Below are 24,521 nucleotides of genomic sequence, written 5' to 3' on the forward strand. Positions count from 1 at the left end.
ATGACGAATTAGATAGTTTAGCATGAAAACCTAGTCAGACCCCGGCTGAGGCCTATTGACTAAATCAAGTATAAACTATAACATACCTAGATTCTACGTCAGTACTTCAAAAAGCATAATCAAAGCCTTGATAAATATGCGTTCCTTCGAAATTCAGCTTTCACCCATTGGGTGAAAGAAAAGTGCTCAAAAATATGTTAAATTATCAGCTTTTATGACTCGATATATGGTAAAATAATAGTAAGAAAAGTAGTAAAAAGGGGTTCTAATTATGATTAATAAAATTGATTTCAAAGCTAAGAATCTAACATCAAATGCAGGTCTTTTTCTGCTCCTTGAGAATGCAAAAAGCAATGGGATTTTTGATTTTATTGAAAATGACCTCGTATTTGATAATGACTCAACAAATAAAATCAAGATGAATCATATAAAGACCATGCTCTGCGGTCACTTCATTGGCATTGATAAGTTAGAACGTCTAAAGCTACTTCAAAATGATCCCCTCGTCAACGAGTTTGATATTTCCGTAAAAGAACCTGAAACAGTGTCACGGTTTCTAGGAAACTTCAACTTCAAGACAACCCAAATGTTTAGAGACATTAATTTTAAAGTCTTTAAAAAACTGCTCACTAAAAGTAAATTGACATCCATTACGATTGATATTGATAGTAGTGTAATTAACGTAGAAGGTCATCAAGAAGGTGCGTCAAAAGGATATAATCCTAAGAAACTGGGAAACCGATGCTACAATATCCAATTTGCATTTTGCGACGAATTAAAAGCATATGTTACCGGATTTGTAAGAAGTGGCAATACTTACACTGCAAACGGTGCTGCGGAAATGATCAAAGAAATTGTTGCTAACATCAAATCAGACGATTTAGAAATTTTATTTCGAATGGATAGTGGCTACTTTGATGAAAAAATTATCGAAACGATAGAATCTCTTGGATGCAAATATTTAATTAAAGCCAAAAGTTATTCTACACTCACCTCACAAGCAACGAATTCATCAATTGTATTCGTTAAAGGAGAAGAAGGTAGAGAAACTACAGAACTGTATACAAAATTAGTTAAATGGGAAAAAGACAGAAGATTTGTCGTATCTCGCGTACTGAAACCAGAAAAAGAAAGAGCACAATTATCACTTTTAGAAGGTTCCGAATACGACTACTTTTTCTTTGTAACAAATACTACCTTGCTTTCTGAAAAAGTAGTTATATACTATGAAAAGCGTGGTAATGCTGAAAACTATATCAAAGAAGCCAAATACGACATGGCGGTGGGTCATCTCTTGCTAAAGTCATTTTGGGCGAATGAAGCCGTGTTTCAAATGATGATGCTTTCATATAACCTATTTTTGTTGTTCAAGTTTGATTCCTTGGACTCTTCAGAATACAGACAGCAAATAAAGACCTTTCGTTTGAAGTATGTATTTCTTGCAGCAAAAATAATCAAAACCGCAAGATATGTAATCATGAAGTTGTCGGAAAACTATCCGTACAAGGGAGTGTATGAAAAATGTCTGGTATAATAAGAATATCATCAATAAAATTGAGTGTTGCTCTGTGGATAACTTGCAGAGTTTATTAAGTATCATTGCAGCAAAGATGAAATCAATGATTTATCAAAAATGATTGAAAGGTGGTTGTAAATAATGTTACAATGTGTGAGAAGCAGTCTAAATTCTTCGTGAAATAGTGATTTTTGAAGCTAATAAAAAACACACGTGGAATTTAGGACATATATGGCGTAAAGAAGTTATTTGTTTGGCTTTGGAGGCAGTATCGATGAGAAGTATGGTGTTTGAGAATGAGATTTGGGATTTTTTAAGGACGATTAGTGAGAGTATGGCCAATGCTTTCCGCCCGATCGTTGAAAAATACGATTTAACTTTGATGCAAACTCGTATTTTGGTTGAAGTTAAGGAAGGTGGCCCCCACACTGTAGGTACTTTAGGAAGTATCATCGGCCTTTCCAGTGGTAATGCGTCATCAATGTGTAAGAAATTAGAATCAGCTGGCTTCTTAAGGCGTGTACGAGATCCTGAAGATGAGCGTTATGTAAAAATAGCTCTTACCAAGCATGGAGAAGAGACCATTTTTCAGATAGAAAAAGCCCTCGAACATCGCTGTGGTGCGTTTCTGGAAACCAAGGGTGAAGAGGAATATCAGCGCTTTGCCGAATGCATGGGTCAAGTGCGGTTGTTTATTAAAGAAATGTATGAATTTGACTCCCAAAAGTAAATTTAAGTTACTAGGCTAATACCAAGAAAGTTAGGACGGCAGATATGAGAAAAGAGAAGAAGGAAAGGCATTCTTGGAAAACGGGATATACCACAGGAAGCTGTGCAGCCGGAGCAGCGAAAGCCGCGTGTCTATGGCTCCAAGGAATAGACCCGGGTCCGAAGATCGAGATTACTCTGCCTCGAGGAGAACAGCTTCCCCTACCAATTCACAATAGAGAAAAGGAGAATGATTGGGCGCGGGTAGGAATAATAAAGGATGCAGGAGATGATCCGGACGTTACCCATGGTCTAGAAATACAAGCCCAGGTGCGAATCCTTTCCGACCAAGGAAAAATCCATATCTGCGGTGGTCGGGGAATAGGTGTCGTCACCAAAAAGGGACTTCAAGTCCCTCAGGGAGAGCCTGCCATCAATCCTGTGCCACACCAAATGATTGAAGCGGCTGTACGTGAAGTTTTTCCTCGGGAAGAAGTCCAGGTTGTGATTGAAGCGCCTGAAGGAGAGAGTATTGCCCAAAAGACTCTCAATCCCCGTTTAGGAATCATCGGGGGAATATCTATCTTAGGAACCACAGGGATTGTTCGCCCGATGTCAGAAGAAGCGTTTAAGAATTCGATCCTTCCGGAGTTGGATCAAGCGATGGGCTATGGTCATAAAGCTATTATTTTGACCCCAGGCAACTATGGGTTTAAGGTAGCCAGCGGACAACTGAGGGTGCCCGAGGAAGCTATTGTGCAGATGAGCAACTTTGTGGGTTTTTTATTGGAAGAAGCCGCTTATCGCAAGTTTGAGAAGGTGGTACTTTTGGGCCATATCGGAAAGCTTATTAAAGTTGCTGGTGGAATATTTCATACCCATACCCATGTGGCCGATGCTCGCATGGAGATTCTTGTGGCACATGCGGCACTGGCCGGGGTTCCCCAAGAGTCATTGCTAAAGTTCGCTGAATTTCCTACAGTTGAAGGGGCTGCTGAAGAAGTACTGGCTCAGGGATGGGGCGATTTGCTCTTCCATTTAGCGAATCGGGCAAGTGAGCGGGCTCGGGAGCATGTTCGTGGGGATTTGCTGGTGGGTACAGCATTCACCTTGCTTAATGGTGAGATTATTGCTTGGGATGCTCGAGCTGAGGATATTATCAAGGAATTTTGGTATTGGCCGGAAGCCAAGCAGGATTTACGGGAAAAATAGAGAATTCAAGGATAAGGAATAGAGAAAAGAGTCAGAATTAAATAAAAGTTCAAGGTTCCTCTTTGAGGATGAAAAGGGAAGTCGGTGAAAATCCGGCGCGGTCCCGCCACTGTGAACCATGAGTGCCCCTCAATAACCCACTAGATAATTCCGGGAAGGGAAGGGGCGTGATGACTGGAAGCCAGGAGACCTGCCTTGAATTGTTATATTCACACCTACGAGCGATGGGTGTTGTAAAAGAGCCGCTCAAGGCTCTTTTTATTTTTATACGGAAGGGAAGATAAGGGATGATCCGAATCGTGGGAATGGGTCCGGGAACGCCAGAGTGGGTTGCCCCAGCAATCCGAGACAGTGTAAAGCAATGCGGTGTTTTACTGGGTGGCTCTCGGGCGCTCAAGCTATTTCCTGATTTTAAGGGAGATACATACCAAATCAGTGGTAATTTATCAGAGACCCTAGAAAAGCTACAAAGAGCGATAGAGCAAGGAAAGCAGGCTGGAGTGTTGGTCTCAGGAGATCCGGGTTATTATAGCCTTCTTCCCTTGTTAAAGAGAGAATTTCCCCATGAGGAGATTCAAGTGTTCCCTGGAATCAGCTCGATTCAATTCGCTTTTGCCCGTGCTGGAATCCCTTGGCAGGAGGCGGAGCTGCTCAGTGTCCATGGACGTTCGTTGAATTCATTGCCTCTGAATCTTAAGCAAACCATAGGGATATTGACCGGTGGCGAGAACACTCCCCAAGCGGTCGCTCGTTACTATCAGAGGTATGGATTTAATCCGAGGATTTCTGTGGGAAATGCACTGTCTTATCCTGAGGAGAGGTGGTTAAATACAGATGCCCAAGAACTGATGGACTCAGCAGGGGATTTTACGAATGCAGTGATGCTTCTCTACCCTGAAGAGACTAAGCTCGCCGGGGATGCATCGCTTCTTGCCTGTCCTAAAGGGTTTGGTATTAATGATGAGGAGTTTATCCGAGGGAATGTGCCTATGACCAAGAGTGAAATTCGGATTCAGGTTTTGGCGAAGGCCGAGATTACAGCTTCCACGAGAATCCTCGATGTGGGAGCGGGGACAGGCAGTATCGGTATTGAAGCAGCTCTTCTGGCCCAGCGGGGGTGTGTCTACGCCGTCGAGGAGAATCCAGAGGCACAGGAACTCATTCTCCTAAATCAAGAAAAATTTCAAATCAGAAATCTTCGGCTGATTCGAGGGGCAGCCCCGGTCGCTTTGCAAGGTATCCCCCCCATGGACGTGTGTATTATCGGCGGGAGTCACGGCCAAATTCAACAGATATTGCAACAAGCTCCCCTTGTACCGGGGGGTAGGGTAGTAATGACTGCTGTAACAATAGAGACCTTGGCTAGTGGTATGGAAGCCCTGAAAAGTTTGGCTTATCAAGATATTGATGTGGTATCCATTCAAGCAGTGCGTTGGAAGGGGATGGGGATAAAGGATATTCATCTTGCCCAAGCACAAAATCCGGTATTTATCATCTCAGGGCGGAAGAAAACTAACTAGAGTGAAATTGAATTTTCAGAACGGAGGAGAACCATAATGCAGCAAGAACAAAATGAACGAACAATTCCTCAGAGTACAAGGAAAGCTAAGTTGTATGGGGTGGGTGTTGGCCCAGGGGATCCGAGCCTAATCACTCTGCGGGCCGTGGAAATCCTGCAAGGGATGCAGGTCATAGCCATACCCAAGTCCAAGATGGAGCGGGAAAGTGTTGCCTGGGAAATAGCACAAGCCCACTGCCCTTCTGGGGTGAGAATTTTGGAGTTGGAGATGCCCATGACCGCGGATAAAGAAATACTTCAAGCGGCCTGGCATCAAGCAGCAGTGAAAATTAAAGCTGAGCTTGATCTAGGGCATTCGGTCGCTTTTCTTACTTTAGGAGATCCTTCTTTATATAGTACCTACAGTTACCTGCTGGCGATTCTTAAAAGTCAGCTTGAACCGGATCAGATCGAGACTATTCCGGGCATCACTGCGATGTCAGCTGCAGCAGCTCGGGTAAACTGGCCCTTAGCCATTGGCGACGACCCTTTAATAGTTTTACCAGGTATCGAGGGATTAGAAGAGTATGAGCAATACCCTAATCTCGTATTGATGAAAGTATCACGAAATCTGCCGGATGTACTTAATCATATTCAGAAGACAGGAGCGCAAGCTGTTTTAGCAACACGTGTCAGTCAAACAGGAGAAGAGATCCGTCTGCTTAGTCCAGGAGAAGTGATAGAGAAAGTGGATTATTTAAGTCTTGTGCTATACAAGAAGGATAGGAGTGAAGATCTTGGTTGATCAGGTGAAAGTTGACTTGGGTCAAGTCCTTTTCGTAGGAGCAGGCCCTGGAGATCCGGATTTGATTACCTTGAAAGGCAAAAAGGCACTTGAAGAAGCTGACCGAGTCATCTATGCGGGATCATTAGTCAATCCGGAAATCCTAAAGCACTGCCGAGAAGGGATTGCTCTTTTTGATAGCGCCAGTTTGACCTTGGAAGAAACCATCACTATTATGGCGGAAGGAGTACGCAAGGGTGAAAAGGTTGTGCGCTTACATACTGGTGATCCCAGTGTTTATGGTGCAATTCAAGAGCAAATGCAACAGTTGGACGCCTTGGCAATGACTTATGGGGTGATCCCAGGGGTAAGTTCTGTGTTCGCTGCCGCGGCAGCTGTCAAGAGAGAGTTCACCTTACCCGAAGTCAGTCAAACTTTAATCCTTACGCGTTTAGCCGGAAGAACTCCTGTACCAGAAAAAGAAGATCTTGCCTTATTGGCACAGCATCGGGCCAGTATGGCGATTTTTCTTAGTGTGCAGGAGATTGGTGAAGTGGTAGAATCTCTTGGCCAAAGTTATCCCCCGAATACGCCGGTCGCCGTTGTATATCGGGCCAGTTGGCCTGATGAACAGATTCTGGAGGGGACCTTGGCAACGATTGAACAGCGAGTCAAAGAGGCAGGGATTCGAAAGCACGCCCAAATCTTAGTGGGGGATTTTCTCAGAGATAAAGGAGCACGTTCAAAGCTCTATGACCCTGAATTTACCCATGAGTATCGGCAAGGAAATTTGGTATGAAAGTAGCCCTCGTGGCGCTCACCGGTCAAGGCCTCAGCACAGCTCGCAATATTGTGGAGAGATGGTCCGACGAGGAACCACTGAAGCCGGAGTTATGGCTTAACCAGCGACTCAAAGGTCAGTATACTGATGGAGCGCAGACCGTGCATCCTCACTACTTTGAGCTATTAAAAGAAGTCGTGCCGAGGATATGGCAGAGCGGCTCGCTTTTGATTTTCATTATGGCTACAGGGATTGTAGTTCGGCAGATTGCTCCCTATCTACAGGGGAAAGATCGGGACCCGGCAGTCTTGGTGCTGGATGAAAAGGGGGAGTTTGTCATCTCTTTGTTATCCGGCCATTTAGGGGGAGCAAATGCCTGGACAAGAACTGTGGCCCAGTGGCTTGATGCACAACCGGTGGTGACGACAGCCACTGATGGACAGGGATTAATCGCACCTGATGAGTATGCGCGGCAGTTCGGCTGGGCAATAGAGCCTTTAGCAGGATTAAAATATATCAATCGAATCTTACTAGAGGAAAGTTGTCTACGGGTATGGACGGATTGTCTACAGGAGGAACATCCGCTTCGTCAAGACGCCGCTTACTGCTTTGTAAAGGATGAAGAAAAGGCACATGCCCATCTATGGATTACCCCTCGAGATAGCCAGTGGGAAAAGGATCCGATCGATCTGTGCACTGACAAGAGCCATCCAGTAAGTCTAATTCCTAGGATTTATAGTATCGGTGTCGGGTGTCGCAAGGGAGCAAGTCTAGACCAGATTAGCAAAGCCGTTGCTCAAAGTCTCCGGCAGCTGGGGATTTCTTCTCAGAGCATTCTTGGTCTATATAGCATCGACTTAAAAGCTGAGGAGGCTGGACTGATTGAGACAGCCCATCACCTCGGAGTGCCCTTTAGAACATTTTCAGCCCAGCAGATTCAAGAGTTGAATGAAAAGTTTAGGCTAAGTTCTTCAGACTATGTCAAAGAGATGATTGGAGTGGATGGGGTATGCGAAGCAGCGAGTTTACTGGGAACGAAAGAGGGGGAATTGATTCTCCCCAAACTGAAGCTGAACGGGGTCACAGTGGCCATCAGCAAGGAAAGATTTTTGTCGTAGGGATTGGCCCCGGGGATGAAGAGCATATGACAAAGCGTGTTTTAGATCTCTGGAGCGAAGTGGATGTAATTGCTGGGTATAAAACCTATATTGATTTGATTCGTCCTTGGGTTGCCGGGAAAAAGTTAGTCTCCACAGGAATGCGGCAGGAGATCGACCGCTGTCGCGAGGTTGTCGAAATCGCCCTAGAGGGACAGCGAATTGCTTTGGTCAGTAGCGGCGATGCTGGGGTCTATGGTATGGCGGGGATTTTGATTGAATGTTTAGAAGAAAAAGACGCCCTAGATACCCCTTTGGAGATTATTCCAGGAATCAGTGCCGCCAATGCTGCAGCGTCTTTGTTGGGTGCACCATTGATGCATGATTATGCTGTGCTTAGTCTCAGTGACTTGCTTACCCCCTGGGAAGTTATCCAGAAGCGCGTTAAGCTGGCAGCAGAGGGAGATTTTGTCATGGCCATCTATAATCCTAAGAGCAAGGGACGTCAGGACCAGATTGAATGGGTTCGCAAAGCGGTGCTGGAATATCGTTCCCCAGCCACTCCCGTGGGCATTGTCCGTGAAGCATTGCGGGGAGAATCCCAAGTGGTCATCACGACCCTAGAAGAGTTTACTCAATCTCCGATTGATATGTTGACCACAGTTATAATTGGTAATTCGAATACCCGCGTGGTGGGTCCTTATATGGTTACTCCCAGGGGATATGTGCTATGAACCTCTTCATCTTGGCCGGGACGGAGGATGGTAGAGAACTAGCCTCTGCATTCCAGAAGCGAGGTTATCAGGTGTTGGTTTCTACCTTAACGGAATATGGTTCTGAAATTGCGCAAGAGCAAGGACTTACGGTCCGCTTCGGTGCTTTGGACGAAGATTCCTTAAGGAGGATTCTGAGAGAACAGGAGATGAGCGCGCTGATTGATGCTACTCACCCCTATGCTCAGGAGATTCATGGCTTAGCTCAGCGTATTGCCAGTGAATGTGGGCGACCCTATTTTCGTTGGGAACGTCCTTTAGGAGAGTATCCTCCTCATCAGCTTATTTATTTTGTATCGAGTCTCGAAGAAGCAGCTGAAAGGGCAGCCCAATTGGGCGGACGCATCTTTTTAAGTACGGGAAGCAAAAATCTCAGTGAATGGTTGGCACAGCCTGTTTTTCAAGGTTGTGAGGTATTCGTTAGGATACTCCCTACGGCTCAAGTATTAAGCCAATGTGAAACTGCGGGATTGAAACCCTATCAGATAATTGCCATGCAGGGGCCATTTACTAGTAAGTTTAATGAGGCCCTTTGGGAGCAAATGGAAATCGAGGTCGTTATATCGAAGGAAAGCGGGTCCTTCGGTGGAACCGGGGAGAAAGTCCAAGCCTGTCTGCAGTTGGGAATCCCTATTATTCTTTTGGAACGGCCGGCTTCTGCTCAGGCAGAGCTGAATACCGATGTAAATGACCCTCATGCCATGCCGACAACGATCGGAGACTTTGTCAGAAAGGTGGAGGATACAATTGGATTATGAATTGATTCTTTTAGGACATGGAAGTCGTCGGAAAGAGGCGAATCAAGGATTGCTAGAGGTGGCTCGTAAAGTGAGCGATATTTTGGGAGAAGAAGTGACCCCGGTGTTTATGGCTCATCAAGCCCCCAGCTTACCTGAAGGTGTACTGGCAAAGATTAACAAAGGCGCGAAGAAGATTATCATTATGCCCCTCTTTTTATTTCGAGGAGTGCATGTTACCGTCGATGTTCATGAAGAGATCTGTGAGATTAAGGAAAAATATCCTGAGGTTGAGATTGTGTTTACCAATGAGTTAGGAGCAGATGATGTTATTGCCCAGTTAGCAAGCCTGAGAATTAGGGAGGCATTAGGGGCATGAAGGAATTTTTAACGGATCCGCACCAGATTGAGCGTGAGAGTATGCGCATCATTCAGGGGCATTTACAACTGGATTGGACTGAACAGGAGCTAAAGATTGTGGAGCGCTGCATCCATACCAGCGGCGATCCTTCCTTGGAACCGGTCATCCGCATTCATTCTCAGGCCATTGAGGCTGGGCTTGAGGCCTTAAAGCGAGGAGCTTTGGTCATAACCGATGTGGAAATGGTCAGAGCAGGGATTGCCAAGAAGCAATTAGCCCAGTTGGGCAGCACGGTAGAGTGCTTCCTTAGTGATTTTCAAGTGGCGGCTCAGGCGGCTGAATGGGGAATAACTCGTTCCATGGCTGCCTTGCGTATGAACAAAGAGCGGTTAAAAGGGGCTATCGTGGCCATCGGCAACGCGCCCACTGCCTTGCTGGAAGTACTGGAGCTCGCCAAAGATCCCCAAACACGGCCGGCCTTGATCGTGGGGATTCCGGTGGGCTTTGTGGGAGCTAAGGAGTCTAAAGACCTCCTCTGGGAAGAGCATCAAGAACTCCCTTCGATTACGATCCTCGGGAATCGTGGGGGAAGTCCCTTAGCGGCAACCTGTGTCAATGCTTTGATTTATTTAGCTGTAAAACGAGAGATCTGAAGCTAATGAAAGTCTTAGATGGAGGTGAGAGGATGAGCGGAAATGAAACGTCCGGTGCAGAGAGGCAGAGGAGTAAGCAGGCTACTCGGTTGATGATTCAGGGCACATCGTCTAATGTGGGGAAAAGCGTCTTGGCGGCTGCCTTTTGTCGGATTTTCTATCAAGAGGGCTATCAGGTAGCTCCTTTTAAGGCACAAAATATGGCCTTGAATTCCTTTGTTACGCGATCAGGAGGAGAGATGGGCAGAGCCCAGGTTGTGCAGGCTCAAGCTGCGGGGTTAGAGCCTGATGTACGTATGAATCCTGTGTTGTTAAAGCCAACAGGGCATACCGGCTCCCAGGTAATTATACTCGGTAAATCCCAGGGAACACTTTCCGCCTTGAAGTATCACGGTGAGTATCAAAGAAGAACGTGGCCCATCGTGGAAACGGCTCTTCATGAGCTTCTTGAAGAAAACGAAATCGTGGTCATCGAAGGGGCAGGAAGTCCCGCCGAAGTCAACCTCAAGCAAAACGATATCGTCAATATGCGTGTGGCGATGGAAGCCCAAGCCCCTGTGCTTTTGGTAGCAGATATTGATCGGGGAGGAGCGTTAGCTTCCGTGGTGGGTACGCTTGAACTTCTGGAGCCAGAGGAGCGTCAGTTGGTTCGAGGTATCGTGATGAACAAATTCCGGGGAGATATTAAGCTCTTGCAGCCTGCTCTTGATTTTCTCGAAGAAAGAACTGGAATTCCCGTGGTGGGAGTGGTCCCTTTCTATGATCAATTTAAGATCCCGGAGGAAGACTCTGTGGTTCTGGAAGAGCAAAATAGCAAACACCACAAGGGGAAAAACCGTGCAGAAGCCTTAGATGTTGTTGTGATACGTCTACCGTATTTGTCAAACTTCACGGATTTTGATCCTTTCGAAGATGAGCCTGATATCAACCTGCGCTATGTGAGAGAAGTAGCAGAAGTTGGTCAGCCGGATTGTGTGATTCTTCCTGGGAGTAAAAATACCCTATCCGATCTGCGCTTTGTATGGGATAGTGGTTTGGGAGAGAAGATTCTCGATCTCTGGCGAGAGAATGTTCCTATTATTGGCATCTGTGGAGGCTATCAAATGCTGGGCAGGGTGGTTCATGATCCCCTCGGTACAGAATCGGATCTAGTGGAAATGAACGGGCTAGGCATTCTTCCCATGAAGACGGAATTTGCCATCGATAAACATACGGTGCAAAGTCATGGTAAGGTTATAGGAACAGAGTTATTCTTCCAACGCTGCCAAGGGACAGAGATAACAGGCTATGAAATCCATATGGGCAGTTCCCAAGGGGAGGGGGAGCCCCTCTTTGCAATCGAAGCCCAAGGAGAAACCTATGGGGATGGCTTACTAGTAGGTAGTGCCTTTGGAACCTATCTCCATGGAATATTTGATAATGACCCACTGCGGACCGCTCTTCTAGAATGGCTTTGGGAGAAAAGAGGAGCACAGCGACCTGTAGGAAAGACCTTGTCACAGGCGGCTATCCGTGAACAAGCCTTTAATGAATTGGCTGAGTGGGTAAGAAATAGCATGGATATGGAGAAAATTCGTTCTATCATGGGTCTGAAAAAGGGATGACGATTATGATGCTAATACTGTACCCACTATCGATTGGCTTGGGATTCCTTTGGGATCAGATCGTTGGCGATCCGCCCAAATGGCCCCATCCCGTTATTTTTATGGGAAGAATTATTAGTTGGTATGAAGTGCGCTTTAATCAGGGCAATCACCGGAAGCGCCGCCTTAAGGGTGCCCTCTTAACTCTGATTTTAGTGACAGGGAGTTTTGCCTTGACAGCAGGGTTAATCGGTGTTGCTCAAGAAATCTCCTTCGGTTTAGGCTTGATCATCGAAGTGCTTCTCATCTCTTCTACTCTGGCCGGAAAGTCTCTCCTTGAGGCTGGTAGTCAAGTACTTCAACCTTTAAGGGAAGGTAATTTGGAGGGAGCGCGAAATAAGCTCGGTTGGTTTGTCAGTAGGGATACCGCAAACTTGTCAGAAGGAGAAGTCGCTAGGGGTACCATCGAGACCTTGGCAGAGAATTTCGTTGATGGAATTCTCTCACCACTGTTTTTTCTACTCCTCGGCGGTGCTCCCTTGGCCATGGCCTTTAAAGCTGTCAGCACGCTGGATTCTATGATTGGCTACCGCAATGAGCGTTATGAAGACTTCGGTTGCTTCGCGGCCCGTACCGACGATTGGGCTAATTATATTCCGGCTCGCCTCTCTATTGGCATTCTCGGTTTGGCGGGATGGTTTTATAAGCTTCCTGTTCGTCAGGCTCTAAGGATCTGGCGCAGAGACGCCAAAGCCCATCCCAGCCCAAATGGAGGCAATCCCGAGAGTATGGTAGCAGGATTACTGGGAATTCAACTGGGGGGGACTAACATCTATCACGGAAAAGTTCACCACCGGGCTGAGATGGGGGATCCCCTGCATGAATTGACCTGGCAGGATATCGAGCGGTGCCAGAAATTAATTCGACTGGGGACCTGGATTAGTTTTGTGATTATATTTGGAGTTGCGGTGTTTATCAATTGATAACCGTCATGAGAAAGAGGTGAAAACACATGCTCCATCATATGCCCCCACGGATCCTTATCTCAGGAACCCACAGTGGGGTAGGCAAAACGACCATAGCCACCGGGATCATGGCAGCCCTGGCTCAGAAAGAGCTCCCCGTTCAACCCTATAAGGTGGGTCCGGATTATATCGACCCTAGTTATCATACCTTGGCTACAGGCCGTCCGTCGCGGAACTTAGATCGCTGGATGCTTAGGGAAGAGCTTGTCCCCGTTTTTTTGCGAAGTTCGCTAGATCACTGGGTGGTCATCGAAGGGGTCATGGGGCTATTTGATGGGGTATCCGGAACAAAGGGGTATGGGAGCAGTGCAGATATTGCCAAGCTCCTCAACACACCAGTGGTTTTGATTGTGGACGCAGGCAATTTATCACGCAGTGTAGCAGCCATGGTTCATGGCTTTTCTACATTTGATCCGGATTTAAGGATTGCTGGAGTCATTCTCAATCGGGTAAAATCTCCAGCTCAAGAAAATATATTACGCGAAGCTTTAAAAGAGATTGAGATTCCTATTTTCGGAGTACTGCCGAAAGAAGAGGGAATTCGCTTGCCTGAAAGGCATTTAGGGTTGGTCCCTTCCCAAGAGAAAGCCTTTCAGGAGGGTTTTTTTGAGGAATTAATCGATGTTGTTTCACGAACTATTGACCTGGATGCGATTCAAAGGATCATGCAGGAAACACCGCAAAATGACAAGGTGTATGAACAGAACATTGCGTTATTTCCTGAAAAGGTGTCGGAAGATGTTGATGCTAATAAACCTGCTAAGCTCGAAATCCAAGACACAGCACCAAGCAAGGGCAATAAAAGACACAAAAAAGTGGACCGTCAATTGCGTTTAGGAGTGGCTTGGGATGAGGCCTTTTCCTTTTATTATCAAGATGCCTTTGATCTCGCCAATAACTTAGGTTTTGTAGTTATCCCCTTTAGCCCTTTACAGGATCAGGGTTTACCCGAGAGATTAGATGGGCTTTTCTTTGGTGGAGGGTTCCCTGAGTTACACTTGGAGAGACTCAGCCAGAACCTTAGTTTTCTAGAATCCTTGAAGAAGTTTCACCGCTCTGGGAAAACGATCTATGGCGAGTGCGGGGGATATATGTACCTCGGTCAACAAATAACAGACTTTGAAGGAAAGACCTACCCCATGGCCGATCTTATTCCGATTACGGCGGAGATGACTCGGAAGCTAAGAGGAATGGGCTACCGGGAAGGGGTTTTTCAGCAGGACAATTTTTTAGGGGTAGCAGGAAATAGGGTCTATGGTCATGAATTTCATTATTCCGAGGTAAGATACATAGATGCAGAGAATAGTAGGTCTTCTGCCTTTGAGCTTCTCAAGGGAGGAGAGTCTTTGCGGCTTGATGGTTATGCACGGGATAATATCGTCGCTTCCTATCTCCATCTGAACTTTGCGGGGCATCCTGAGCTTTTGCAACACTGGGCAGAGTACCTAAGGCAAGGGGTATAAATATGATTCGAGTGTATACCGGAAAAGGAAAAGGGAAAACCACCTCAGCCTTGGGAGAAGCCCTTTTAGCCCGGGGGCGAGGGGTTGAAGTACTAATTATTCAGTTTTTAAAGGGAAGTACTTATATGGGAGAACTCTATGGTTTGGGTCGTTTAGGTATACCTATCATCCAATTCGGGATAGGGTGTCGCTGGTCGGCTATGATCCGGACGGGTTTGCGACATTGTACTGGGTGTGGGGAATGTTTTCGCCAGAATAGAGACCCCAATATCGCCTTACCCCTTGTGGCTCAGGGGGTTGAGTTTCTTAAAGAACAGATCAGGAATCCTCATTTAAGCTTGGTCATTCTTGATGAAGTAAGCCACGCCCTCAATAAAGGGTTCTTAGAGTTAGAAGTACTGATAGAAATAATGGGACAACGCCCAGATGATTTGGATTGGATATTGACGGGGAGAGACATGCCCACGGACCTAACTAATATTGTGGATGAATGGTGGGAACTTCAGCCGGAAAAGCATCCATTCCAAGCAGGAATACGTAGCCGGAGGGGGATTGAATACTGATGAAAGGAATAATCGGTTGGGCAAGATGTCCGGGATCCTGTGGTGAATGGATTCAAGGGGCTAAAGAAGGTATTCCTTTTTTAATCGGTTGTCCTGTAAACCGGTTTGTGGAAGCGAGGGCGAAGATTCATTTTGCTGGTCCTCAAGCTATGGATGAGAGCCCCTTGGCACAGGGAGAAGGAGACTGGCTATGGAAGCTTCCCGAGGGTAAAGAGAAGACGCGCCAGGCCTTACAAAGGTTTGTGAGGGAGTATGCCAATAGACGGCAACTATCCCCAAGTGTAGTAGAGATTCAGATGGAATCTCAATTACAAGTCGGTAAAGGCATGGCCAGCTCAACAGCGGATATGGTTGCGGCAGTGGGTGCTATGGCTCATGCTTTAGGTATTTCCTTGGGACCGGAGGAATTGGCAAATTTGGTCTTAGCGATTGAGCCTAGCGATCCGGTCATGTTTCACGGAGTTACTGAATTTGCTCATCGGGACGGGTCCTTTATGAGAGCTCTTGGGCCGAGAGTTGAGGCACACTTGCTAATGCTGGATGGGGGGGGAGTTCTTGACACCCAAACTTTCAACGCCAGAGGAGAGCTGTCAGGGCATTATCGAAGGAATGAACAAGCCATAGGTTATGCGCTATCCTTATTCTATGAAGGTTTAGCCCAAGACGATTTGGAAAAGATTGCAAAGGCCAGCACTATCAGTGCTCACTGCAATCAAGAGATTAATCCCAAGCCGCTTTTTGAAGAGTTTCTTGCCTGGGTAAAAGCAAGGGGAGGGCTTGGGGTCATTACCGCCCATAGCGGAACTTTGTTAGCGGGTGTTTTTCCGATACAACTTCCCATGGCGGAACAAAGTAAAATTCTTAGAGAAAGTCACCAACGTTTTTGTCCTAATAGGGTTGATTGGGTTCAGACCTGTGATGGTGGTGTGGAAGGGGGAATTGAAGATGCACGGCGGCAATCTGTTAGAAGCTGTTGAACAGTATGGCAGAGATAGTTTTACTGATTTGTCTGCTAATATCAATGCCTTTGGTCCTCCCGAGGCGGTCTGGAGGGCAATTGAGCAATCGCTAAAAGCGATTATTCACTACCCTGATCCGGAATATAGGCGTCTCCGGCGCAAAATGGCTCAACGTTACTCTTTAACAGAAGAAGAAATCCTGCTGGGGAATGGGGCAGGGGAATTGATATTTTTGCTTTTGCACGCCCTAAAGCCTGGGAGAGTGCTGATTCCTCAGCCGGCCTTTAGCGAATATGAACGGGCAGCACTTGCCTGTGGAGCAGAAGTAAACAAGATTTTTCTAGGGGTTGAAGGATGGGATTCGCTGGATTTTGACCGCCCTGAAACCCAAAGGGCGTGGGAAAAAGCAATGGCTGAGAATGACCTTATTTTTATCAATTCTCCCCATAATCCAACAGGAAGCTCTTTAAGAAGAGAGCAATTCGAGACGATAATTGCCTTAGCCCACAAATCTAAAACATGGGTTGTTCTTGATGAATCCTTTGTTGACTTTCTGGAGGATAAAATTCGCTGGTCCGGAAAGGAATATTTAAGTGACTTTCCAAACTTGCTGGTGTTATATTCCTTAACCAAGTTTTATTCGATACCGGGACTCCGCCTAGGGTGCATATTTGCTGATCCGAGCCTTCTTGGCCGACTGAAAAAGCAGAGAGATCCTTGGGCTGTGAATGCCTTGGCTGAGGAAGCAGGGCTAGCGGCTTTGACAGATGAAAGCTATGCTGAGCAAGTCAGGGAACGTCTAGGGGAGAGTAAGGCCTTTTTTTATAAGGAGTTTCAGAGCAGGATAAAGGAAGGAAAGTTATCAGGTATCGAAGTCTATCCTAGTACTGTGAATTTTGCCTTGATCGAAATCCTCGATACGCAAGGTGCTAAAGATAGTTTGGGAGCAAAGCTTAGGAAAAAGGAAATCCTCCAAAGGCTTGGGCAAAAGGGGATTCTTGTCAGAGACTGTGATAATTTCCAAGGCCTTAGCGGTGAGTTTATCCGTGTGGCCATTAAAGCGCAAGAAAGTATGGAGGCACTATTGGAAGGCCTCCAGATGAGGGTAAAATAAATAGTTCACAAATGTCTAGACTTCCAAAACGCTTAGACTTATAATAAGTATAAAGAAGACGTGGGTTGTATAAAGTTATAGAAAAGATAGCGATGGGAGGAAACAAAGTTGAGCGAACTAATCTTATCTAGGTTACAGTTTGGGGTGACCACATCATATCACTTTTTATTTGTCCCGCTCACCTTAGGATTAGCAGTCTTAATTGCGCTCATGGAGACTTGGTATGTGAAGACTGGTGATGAGACCTACAAGAAAATGACCAAGTTTTGGGGCAAGCTCTTCTTAATTAACTTTGCCATGGGTGTGGCTACAGGACTAGTTCAAGAATTTCAATTCGGGATGAACTGGTCTGAGTATTCGCGTTTTATGGGGGATATCTTCGGGGCGCCCTTGGCGATTGAAGCTCTCTTAGCATTTTTTATTGAATCGACATTCTTAGGGGTTTGGATCTTTGGCTGGGATAAACTATCCAAGAAGGTCCATTTGTTGAGCATTTGGCTCGTCGCTATTGCCGGCAACTTATCAGCTTTGTGGATTCTGATTGCCAACTCTTTTATGCAAGAGCCGGTGGGCTATGTGCTTCGCAATGGTCGTGCGGAAATGGTGGATTTTTTAGCGTTAATAACCAATCCGCATATTTTCTATCAATTTCCTCATACCGTACTTAGTGGATTTACCACAGCAGCCTTTTTTGTCCTAGGGATTAGCGCTTATCATCTTTTAAAGAAACAATACACTGATATTTTTCTGCGCTCAGCCAAGTTTGCCTTGGTATTCGGGATTATTAGTGTTTTCGGTGTGACTGGGATAGGTCACTCACAAGGTATGCATCTAGTAGAATCTCAACCTATGAAAATGGCGGCAACAGAGGCCCATTGGGAGACAGAAGACCCCGCTGGCTTAAGCCTATTAGCCATTGTAGACAATGAAAATAAGGAAAATAGTTTTGAAATTAAAGTACCAAGAATGCTCAGTTTTATGTCCTATGGGACCTTTACCGGGGAAGTGAAAGGGATTAACGATTTGCAGGAAGAGGCTGTCCAACAGTATGGAGAGGGCAATTATGTTCCGCCGGTCACTTCACTCTTTTGGTCATTCCGCATCATGGTGGGTGTGGGTAGTTTATTGGTATTGGTTGTTTTGGTAGGTGCCTTTTTGTTCAAGACAAAGCGATTTGCCAATGCCCATTGGTTTTTAAGACTTCTTCCTTGGATGATTCCCCTTCCTTATCTCGCGAATCTGATGGGATGGTATATGACAGAAGCTGGACGACAACCATGGATCGTGTATGGTTTGCAGAAAACCGCGGATGGGGTTTCCACGGCAGTGTCGGCAGGATACATCTGGACCAGTTTGATTGGATTTACTTTACTTTACGGTATCTTAGCCATTGCTGATGTGTATTTGATCCTAAAGTTCGTCAAACGGGGGCCTGTAGAGGCTGAGGATGAAGATTCCTCCACAGATGTAGGGAAGGGGGCATCATTATGGACTTAAACATTTTGTGGTTTATCCTGATTTCCGTATTGTTTGTAGGTTTCTTTTTCTTGGAAGGCTTTGACTATGGGGTGGGGATTCTTCTTCCCTTCATGGGTAAAAATGACTCTGAACGAAGAATAGTCATTAATACGATTGGCCCTGTCTGGGATGGAAACGAAGTCTGGTTGATTACCGCTGGCGGTGCCATATTTGCAGCTTTTCCTAACTGGTATGCTACACTCTTCAGTGGTTTTTATCTCGCACTTTTCTTTATTCTTGTGGCCTTGATCATTCGCGGGGTAGCCTTTGAGTTTCGTAGTAGCGATCGCTCGCCACGCTGGCGTTCCACATGGGATGTGGGAATTTTTGTCGGCAGTCTTCTCAACGCTATTCTTTGGGGAGTGGCTGTAACCAATTTACTTAAGGGTGTACCCATCAATGGGGAAATGCAATATGTGGGAACCTTCTTTGATTTGCTTTCACCCTATACCCTGATTGGCGGCCTGACGACTCTTCTCTTATTTACCTTGCACGGGGCTCTCTATCTTACCTTAAAGACTGAGGGGGGAATGGTTCAACGGGCGTGGGGAATTGCCAAAACGGTAAGTGGTGCGGCGTTGGTAGTTCTTGTGATCTTGGCAGTCATGACCTATTTCCAGACGGATCTTTATGCAAGTCTTGGGGCGACCTTAGGAATTGTCATCTGTGCAGTGGCCATGATACTAACCGTGATGTTTACCTATCAGAAAAAGAGCGGTAAAGCATTTATCACCAGCGGGGTGACCATTGCTTCGTTAGTAATCTCAGTATTCCTAGGCTTATTTCCGAGGGTTATGGTCTCTAACTTAAATCCAGAGTGGAGCCTGAATATCTATAATGCTTCATCAAGTCCCTATACTCTAAAAATTATGACCATCGTGGCCTTAACTACGGTTCCTATAGTTATAGCCTATCAGGCCTGGAGCTATTGGATTTTTAGAAAACGTGTGACAGCAAAAAATATTCATTATTAAATCCTCATTATTACTAAAACGAATAAGGATGAATGAAATAGCCAAGGGGGGATGGGGCAAGTTAGTCTTGCCCCTTAAATTTATGCTTGATAAGCGATTGATGCGGGAAGCAACACAGGTCAAGGGTCATCTTATGGGGGCGATAGCACTGGGGGTAGGCATTGCCTTTTTGGCGATTGCTCAAGCGTATCTATTATCCCAGGTCATTGCGCAAGTATTTTTGGAAAACGCCCCTTTTTCTCAAGTGAAGGGTTATGTTTTGGGCATTCTAGGCATCGTGGGTCTGAGGGCCATTTTCCAATACTTTAGTGAAGTCACGGCCCGTGAGGCGTCCATCCGAGCAAAGGAAAGGGTGAGGGAGAATTTTCTGCAGGAAATTATCTCCCTTGGTCCCGTATACGCTCGTGGCGAACGGGCGGGGGAACTCCTCAATACGTCAGTTGAAGGCATTGAGTCCTTGGATGATTATTTTGCTCGCTATATCCCGCAGCTCATTCTGGCTTTGATCGTACCGATCATGATGTTAGCTTTCGTTATTCCTGAAGATTTCACGTCGGCTTTAGTTTTAATGATTACCGGTCCCCTCATTCCCTTTTTTATGCTCTTAATTGGTAAACTAGCTGAGAAAAAGTCTCTACGACAATGGCAAAGCTTAAGTCGCATGAGCGCCCATTTTCTCGATATGCTGCAAGGCTTAGCGACTCTAAAAGTGTTCGGTCGGAGTAAGGATCAAGCGAAAGTCATTGGTCGGGTAAGTGAAGCCTTTCGGAAAAATACCCTTAGTGTGATGCAGGTAGCGTTCCTTTCGGCCTTTGTACTGGAATTTATGGGTATGATCAGCACGGCGATTATCGCAGTCACTTTAGGACTACGTTTGATTAATGGGACAATTCCTTATTCAGAAGCACTCTTTGTCTTGATTCTCGCACCTGAATTTTATCTGCCTTTGCGAACCTTAGGGTTATATTTTCATGCCAGGCTCTCCGGGGCTAATGCAGCTAACCGAATTTTTGAAGTCCTCGAGATAGAGAAAGGATCGGCTGAAAGAGGCAAACCACAAGCAGTACAGCAAGAATTAGTGGCCAAAATTGACCAAGAGAAGCTAGCGGTCGGCAAGGGGAGTCCTTGGCTCAGATTTAATCAAGTGGAACTTCGTTATGAAAAAGACGGCGAAAGGGCCTTGAAGGATGTCCGCTTTGATGTTCAATGGGGTGAACACATTGCGCTTATCGGACCAAGTGGTGCCGGTAAAAGCTCGATCCTTCAGATATTACTCCGTTTTGTAAAGCCGACCGGGGGCGAGGTACTGGTTAATGGCACAAATATAGAGGCCCACTCCGTTGAAGATTGGCGAGGGATGCTATCTTATGTTCCACAGAAGCCATATCTATTTGCCGGAACAATTGTGGAAAACCTTCGCTTTGGCCGAGCGGATGCTTCTTTTGACGATGTCATCAAGGCTGCTCAGATGGCTAAGGCTCATGAATTCATTCTGTCACTCCCACAAGGTTATGAAACGCCTATCGGCGAAGGTGGAGCTCGACTAAGTGGTGGACAAGCTCAGCGTTTAGCTATAGCGAGAGCCTTCCTTATGGATTCTCCGCTGTTATTATTGGATGAAATCACCAGCGGACTTGACGCAGAAAATGAAAAGGATCTGCTGGTGGCATTAGAAGACCTTGGTAGGGGCAGGACGGTCATCTTTACTACTCATCGGATGCAGACGACGATTCAAGCGGATAGAATTATCGTCCTTGAAAAGGGGAGAATCATCGAGCAAGGTTCTCCTCAGAAGTTAATGGAGACAACAGGATTATATGCTCGTTTCCTAAGGACGTATCGGAGGGAAGTGGAATGAAGAATCTAGGATGGATCATTAAAGAGATCATTCCCTTCTGGCCCCGAGTTTGCTTAGCGCTGCTACTCAGTGCGCTTACGATTACCAGTCATGTTGGCTTAATGGCTACTTCTTCCTATCTGCTGGCCAGAGCAGCTCTTCATCCCCCTCTTATGGATTTGATGGTGACGATCGTGGGGGTTCGTTTCTTTGGTATATCTCGGGCGGTTTTTCGCTATTTTGAACGTCTGGTCTCTCACGATGTGACCTTTCGAGTCTTGAGCCGGATCCGGGTCATTGTCTATGAAGGTATTGAGCCCTTGCTTCCCGCCTATTTAAAGGATCTACGAAAGGGAGATTTGCTCAGTCGTATTGTTGGTGATGTGGAAGTTCAGCAAAATTTATTTTTGCGGGTGCTGGCTCCCCCTCTCGTGGCAGTGTTGGTTTTGATTGGGTACGGAGGGTTTCTGGCTCACATCGACCTAGGCTTCACCTATATCCTTGCAGCTGTTTTTCTAACTGCAGGGGTAGCCTTGCCTTTTTTGATTCGGATCATAGGCCAAGGTATTGGTCAGAGAAAAGTTCAAGCCAAGGCCAAGATGCACACCTTTGTTTTAGATATGTTACAAGGGATGCCGGAGATGCTGGCTTTTGGGCAGACCCAAGCGATGGTGCGGAAAATCAGGGAAGCACAAAATGACCTCAGTCAGTCGGATCGCAAAATGGCCCGTGTGACCGGAATTTCCAATGCACTCATGGGGATGTCCGCAAATTTAGGAATGTTGGCAGTTTTGGTGCTAGGAATTCTCTTCGTAGAAAAGGAGCAACTTGATGGAATTTTGCTAGGTATGTTAGCCTTAGGGGTTTTAAGCAGTTTTGAAGCTTTGTCGACTATGCCAGTCATTCCACATTATTATGAAGAGAGTATCGTGGCTGGACAACGACTAAAGAACCTGGTCGATGAGGGGCAAAAGCTACTTGAGCAGGAAACCCATGAAAGGATTGACTATAAGCAGGCAGCTAAGGCACACTCTGTACACAGTCCAGTCATTGAATTTAGGAATGTTAGTTTTCGGTATCATGCGGATGAGCCACAGGTCTTACACAACCTATCTTTCAAAATTCCGATAGGCAGTAGGGTTGCTATTGTAGGCCCTAGCGGTGCAGGGAAAAGTAGTGTTGTCAATTTACTGCTACGGTTCTGGGAACCGGATTCAGGAGAGATTTACATAGATGGTGTAAATATTAAAGAACTAAGTTCCCAAGAGGTCAGAGCAAGGATGGGGGTAGTAACCCAAACGCCCCACCTTTTTCATGCTACCGTTAAAGAGAATTTGTTGTTGGCAAAACCTGAGGCCACGGATGAAGAGATTCAAGAGGCGGCTCGTCGGGCAAAGATTCATGAATCTGTTCATACCCTCCCTCAAGGGTATGATAGCTTAATCGGGGAAGAAGGAATGAAGCTTTCCGGTGGACAGCAGCAGCGTCTGGCCATCGCCCGAGCATTATTAAAAGATGCGCCTATCCTTATCTTAGATGAGGCAACCACCGGGCTTGACCCAGTGACAGAACAGGAGCTTAGAAAAGAAATACTTGCTTTGATGAAGGGGAAAACCCTCATCGTAATTACACATCAACTAGAACTGGCTAAGGATATGGATGAAATACTAGTGTTTAAGCAAGGAAGTATAAGCGAACGAGGAAATCATGACGATCTCCTTAGACTGGATAGGGACTATAAGCACTTATGGACTGATTCGTAGTTACTAATAGAAGTTGTCTCTGAGTACAAGCAGAATGTTTAGTTAATTAAGAAAATTAATATTGTGAAATTCAACATTATGGAATAGAATAGTAAGTAAAGTTAAAAAATTTCAAAAGCTAAATTCTGCACAATAGGAGGACAAATGGAACATTCGTTAGGTACACAATTGCCCTTATTCTCGGCTATACCCTTTGTAGGCATGCTACTATCCATCGCTCTCGGTCCCGTTTTGTTTTCTAAGTTTTGGCATCATCATTTTGGAAAGGTATCGGCAGCTTGGGCAGCTCTATTAGCTATCCCTTTAATCGTCGCGTTTGGAAAACAGGGCGTGGATGAACTACTACATCTTTTGATTGTTGATTATATCCCTTTCATTATTCTAATTGGTTCCCTGTTTACGGTCGGTGGGGGCATTTTAGTCCGTACCACTTTAAAGGGAACGACTTGGGTTAATGCAAGTTTTTTAACGGTGGGGGCTATTATTGCGTCCTGGATGGGGACCACTGGGGCGGCAATGCTTTTAATTCGACCTTTTTTACGCGTGAATAAAGACCGTAAGTATCGGGCCTTTATGGTTGTATTCTTCATCTTTATGGTTGCTAACGTAGGTGGAGCTCTTACCCCGTTGGGGGATCCGCCGTTATTTCTTGGCTTCTTACATGGCGTACCCTTCTTTTGGACCTTGCGACTTATCACTCCGATGATTGTCGTGCTGCTTGGTCTTCTCTTGATTTATATTGCCTTTGATAAGTATTATCTAGCTAAGGAGCAAAAGGAAGGCAGCTTAGCTACATCCACGGGGGATCGGTTGGAATCCCAATCACCTTCTAGCAGCCCAGCCACAGGCAAGAGATTAGAGATATTAGGTTCTCAGAACTTTATCCTTTTAGCAGTGATTATTGGCGTTATTCTTTTTAGCGGTTATGTTAAGATGAGCGAAGTATCCATCTTGGGTGTACACCTTGGATGGCAGGATCTCATACGTAATATAGTGTTGGTCGCGATTATTGTTCTATCGATGAAAATCACCCCTAAAGCTCTACGCGAGGAAAATGAGTACTCTTGGGGTCCTATTTTGGAGATAGTGTATCTATTCTTCGGAATCTTTGTGACCATGGCCCCCGTTCTTGCCATTTTGAAAGCTGGTGAATCCGGAGCTTTGTCTTTTATCACAAATGCCGTGAAGGAACCTACTCAGTATTTCTGGATTACCGGTGCCTTATCCAGTTTCCTTGACAATGCTCCCACGTATTTGACCTTCTTTAGCACCGCTTTGGGCCAATTCTACCCCGGTGTCGCTGAAGCCCCGGCAGTGGCTCAATTTTTAGTTAATCAACCCATCTACCTTTTGGCGATTTCTGCTGGTTCTGTGTTCTTTGGGGCAGTTACGTATATTGGTAATGCACCGAATTTCATGGTCCGTTCGATCGCCGAGGAATCCGGGGTAAAAATGCCTAGCTTTTTCGGTTATATGGTTTACAGCATTTGTATCTTGTTACCGCTCTTTGCGCTGGTAACTTGGCTATTCTTCTTCTAATAAGGAACATTGGTTGCGTTATTCTATCAATCGAATAATTTGCATTCTAATACCAAAAACAAG

Annotated in this window: 22 protein-coding genes and 1 riboswitch; all 22 genes read left to right on the forward strand. The window is 45.8% G+C overall.

What is annotated here, in order from left to right; genetic code table 11:
* Nucleotides 1-271: 271 nt before the first annotated feature.
* The 22 genes from DESDI_RS04900 to DESDI_RS05005 all read left to right on the forward strand — a co-directional run bounded on the left by DESDI_RS04900 (nt 272) and on the right by DESDI_RS05005 (nt 24,458).
* On the forward strand, nt 272-1,534 hold the full coding sequence (locus tag DESDI_RS04900) for an IS1380-like element ISEcp1 family transposase (RefSeq protein WP_000608644.1): 1,263 nt from the start codon (nt 272-274) through the stop codon (nt 1,532-1,534).
* A 256-nt stretch (nt 1,535-1,790) separates the two neighbouring features.
* Nucleotides 1,791-2,246, forward strand: coding sequence for a MarR family winged helix-turn-helix transcriptional regulator (locus DESDI_RS04905; RefSeq protein ID WP_015261040.1), 456 nt, complete (start codon nt 1,791-1,793; stop codon nt 2,244-2,246).
* A 44-nt stretch (nt 2,247-2,290) separates the two neighbouring features.
* Nucleotides 2,291-3,436: a cobalt-precorrin-5B (C(1))-methyltransferase CbiD gene (cbiD, locus tag DESDI_RS04910; protein WP_015261039.1), complete on the forward strand. Its 1,146-nt coding sequence runs from the start codon at nt 2,291-2,293 to the stop codon at nt 3,434-3,436.
* A 35-nt stretch (nt 3,437-3,471) separates the two neighbouring features.
* Nucleotides 3,472-3,648: riboswitch (cobalamin riboswitch) on the forward strand.
* Between the two features lie 75 nt (nt 3,649-3,723).
* Nucleotides 3,724-4,956, forward strand: coding sequence for a bifunctional cobalt-precorrin-7 (C(5))-methyltransferase/cobalt-precorrin-6B (C(15))-methyltransferase (locus DESDI_RS04915; RefSeq protein WP_015261532.1), 1,233 nt, complete (start codon nt 3,724-3,726; stop codon nt 4,954-4,956).
* Between the two features lie 36 nt (nt 4,957-4,992).
* Nucleotides 4,993-5,739, forward strand: a complete 747-nt coding sequence (gene cobI, locus DESDI_RS04920; protein ID WP_015261533.1) for a precorrin-2 C(20)-methyltransferase — start codon at nt 4,993-4,995, stop codon at nt 5,737-5,739.
* Entirely contained in the window at nt 5,723-6,517 is a 795-nt protein-coding gene (gene cobM / locus DESDI_RS04925) for a precorrin-4 C(11)-methyltransferase (protein WP_015261534.1), read from the forward strand. Before cobI ends, cobM begins: the two co-directional genes overlap by 17 nt.
* Nucleotides 6,514-7,617: a cobalt-precorrin 5A hydrolase gene (locus tag DESDI_RS04930; protein ID WP_015261535.1), complete on the forward strand. Its 1,104-nt coding sequence runs from the start codon at nt 6,514-6,516 to the stop codon at nt 7,615-7,617. Before cobM ends, DESDI_RS04930 begins: the two co-directional genes overlap by 4 nt.
* 26 nt (nt 7,618-7,643) lie before the next feature.
* Nucleotides 7,644-8,330, forward strand: a complete 687-nt coding sequence (gene cobJ / locus DESDI_RS04935) for a precorrin-3B C(17)-methyltransferase (RefSeq protein WP_015261536.1) — start codon at nt 7,644-7,646, stop codon at nt 8,328-8,330.
* A complete protein-coding gene (cobK, locus tag DESDI_RS04940; protein ID WP_015261537.1) occupies nt 8,327-9,127 on the forward strand; it encodes a precorrin-6A reductase in 801 nt (266 codons plus the stop codon). Before cobJ ends, cobK begins: the two co-directional genes overlap by 4 nt.
* Nucleotides 9,066-9,485 (forward strand): sirohydrochlorin chelatase, encoded by a 420-nt coding sequence (locus DESDI_RS04945; RefSeq protein WP_051015663.1) that lies wholly within the window; start codon nt 9,066-9,068, stop codon nt 9,483-9,485. The genes cobK and DESDI_RS04945 overlap by 62 nt, the downstream gene beginning before the upstream one ends.
* Entirely contained in the window at nt 9,482-10,120 is a 639-nt protein-coding gene (locus DESDI_RS04950) for a precorrin-8X methylmutase (RefSeq protein ID WP_015261539.1), read from the forward strand. The genes DESDI_RS04945 and DESDI_RS04950 overlap by 4 nt, the downstream gene beginning before the upstream one ends.
* A gap of 32 nt (nt 10,121-10,152) precedes the next feature.
* Nucleotides 10,153-11,724 carry a cobyric acid synthase gene (locus DESDI_RS04955; protein WP_015261540.1) on the forward strand — a complete coding sequence of 524 codons (1,572 nt, stop codon included), beginning with the start codon at nt 10,153-10,155 and terminating at the stop codon, nt 11,722-11,724.
* A 5-nt stretch (nt 11,725-11,729) separates the two neighbouring features.
* Nucleotides 11,730-12,686 (forward strand): adenosylcobinamide-phosphate synthase CbiB, encoded by a 957-nt coding sequence (cbiB, locus tag DESDI_RS04960; protein ID WP_041219277.1) that lies wholly within the window; start codon nt 11,730-11,732, stop codon nt 12,684-12,686.
* Between the two features lie 29 nt (nt 12,687-12,715).
* A complete protein-coding gene (locus DESDI_RS04965; RefSeq protein WP_015261542.1) occupies nt 12,716-14,191 on the forward strand; it encodes a cobyrinic acid a,c-diamide synthase CobB in 1,476 nt (491 codons plus the stop codon).
* Nucleotides 14,192-14,193: 2 nt separating this feature from the next.
* Entirely contained in the window at nt 14,194-14,754 is a 561-nt protein-coding gene (locus DESDI_RS04970; protein WP_015261543.1) for a cob(I)yrinic acid a,c-diamide adenosyltransferase, read from the forward strand.
* The gene (locus tag DESDI_RS04975; protein ID WP_015261544.1) at nt 14,754-15,731 is read left to right on the forward strand and encodes a GHMP family kinase ATP-binding protein; all 978 of its coding nucleotides are present in this window, start codon (nt 14,754-14,756) and stop codon (nt 15,729-15,731) included. Before DESDI_RS04970 ends, DESDI_RS04975 begins: the two co-directional genes overlap by 1 nt.
* Nucleotides 15,700-16,827 carry a threonine-phosphate decarboxylase CobD gene (cobD, locus tag DESDI_RS04980; RefSeq protein ID WP_015261545.1) on the forward strand — a complete coding sequence of 376 codons (1,128 nt, stop codon included), beginning with the start codon at nt 15,700-15,702 and terminating at the stop codon, nt 16,825-16,827. Before DESDI_RS04975 ends, cobD begins: the two co-directional genes overlap by 32 nt.
* A gap of 108 nt (nt 16,828-16,935) precedes the next feature.
* Nucleotides 16,936-18,324, forward strand: coding sequence for a cytochrome ubiquinol oxidase subunit I (locus tag DESDI_RS04985; protein ID WP_015261546.1), 1,389 nt, complete (start codon nt 16,936-16,938; stop codon nt 18,322-18,324).
* Nucleotides 18,315-19,319, forward strand: coding sequence for a cytochrome d ubiquinol oxidase subunit II (gene cydB, locus DESDI_RS04990; RefSeq protein WP_015261547.1), 1,005 nt, complete (start codon nt 18,315-18,317; stop codon nt 19,317-19,319). The genes DESDI_RS04985 and cydB overlap by 10 nt, the downstream gene beginning before the upstream one ends.
* Nucleotides 19,320-19,401: 82 nt before the next feature.
* A complete protein-coding gene (cydD, locus tag DESDI_RS04995; RefSeq protein WP_041219279.1) occupies nt 19,402-21,177 on the forward strand; it encodes a thiol reductant ABC exporter subunit CydD in 1,776 nt (591 codons plus the stop codon).
* On the forward strand, nt 21,174-22,919 hold the full coding sequence (gene cydC / locus DESDI_RS05000; protein WP_015261549.1) for a thiol reductant ABC exporter subunit CydC: 1,746 nt from the start codon (nt 21,174-21,176) through the stop codon (nt 22,917-22,919). The genes cydD and cydC overlap by 4 nt, the downstream gene beginning before the upstream one ends.
* A gap of 144 nt (nt 22,920-23,063) precedes the next feature.
* On the forward strand, nt 23,064-24,458 hold the full coding sequence (locus tag DESDI_RS05005; protein WP_015261550.1) for a sodium:proton antiporter: 1,395 nt from the start codon (nt 23,064-23,066) through the stop codon (nt 24,456-24,458).
* Nucleotides 24,459-24,521 lie beyond the last annotated feature (63 nt).

Origin of the sequence: Desulfitobacterium dichloroeliminans LMG P-21439 (genome assembly GCF_000243135.2) — a bacterium.
In the GTDB taxonomy this organism is placed as follows: Bacteria; Bacillota; Desulfitobacteriia; order Desulfitobacteriales; family Desulfitobacteriaceae; genus Desulfitobacterium; species Desulfitobacterium dichloroeliminans.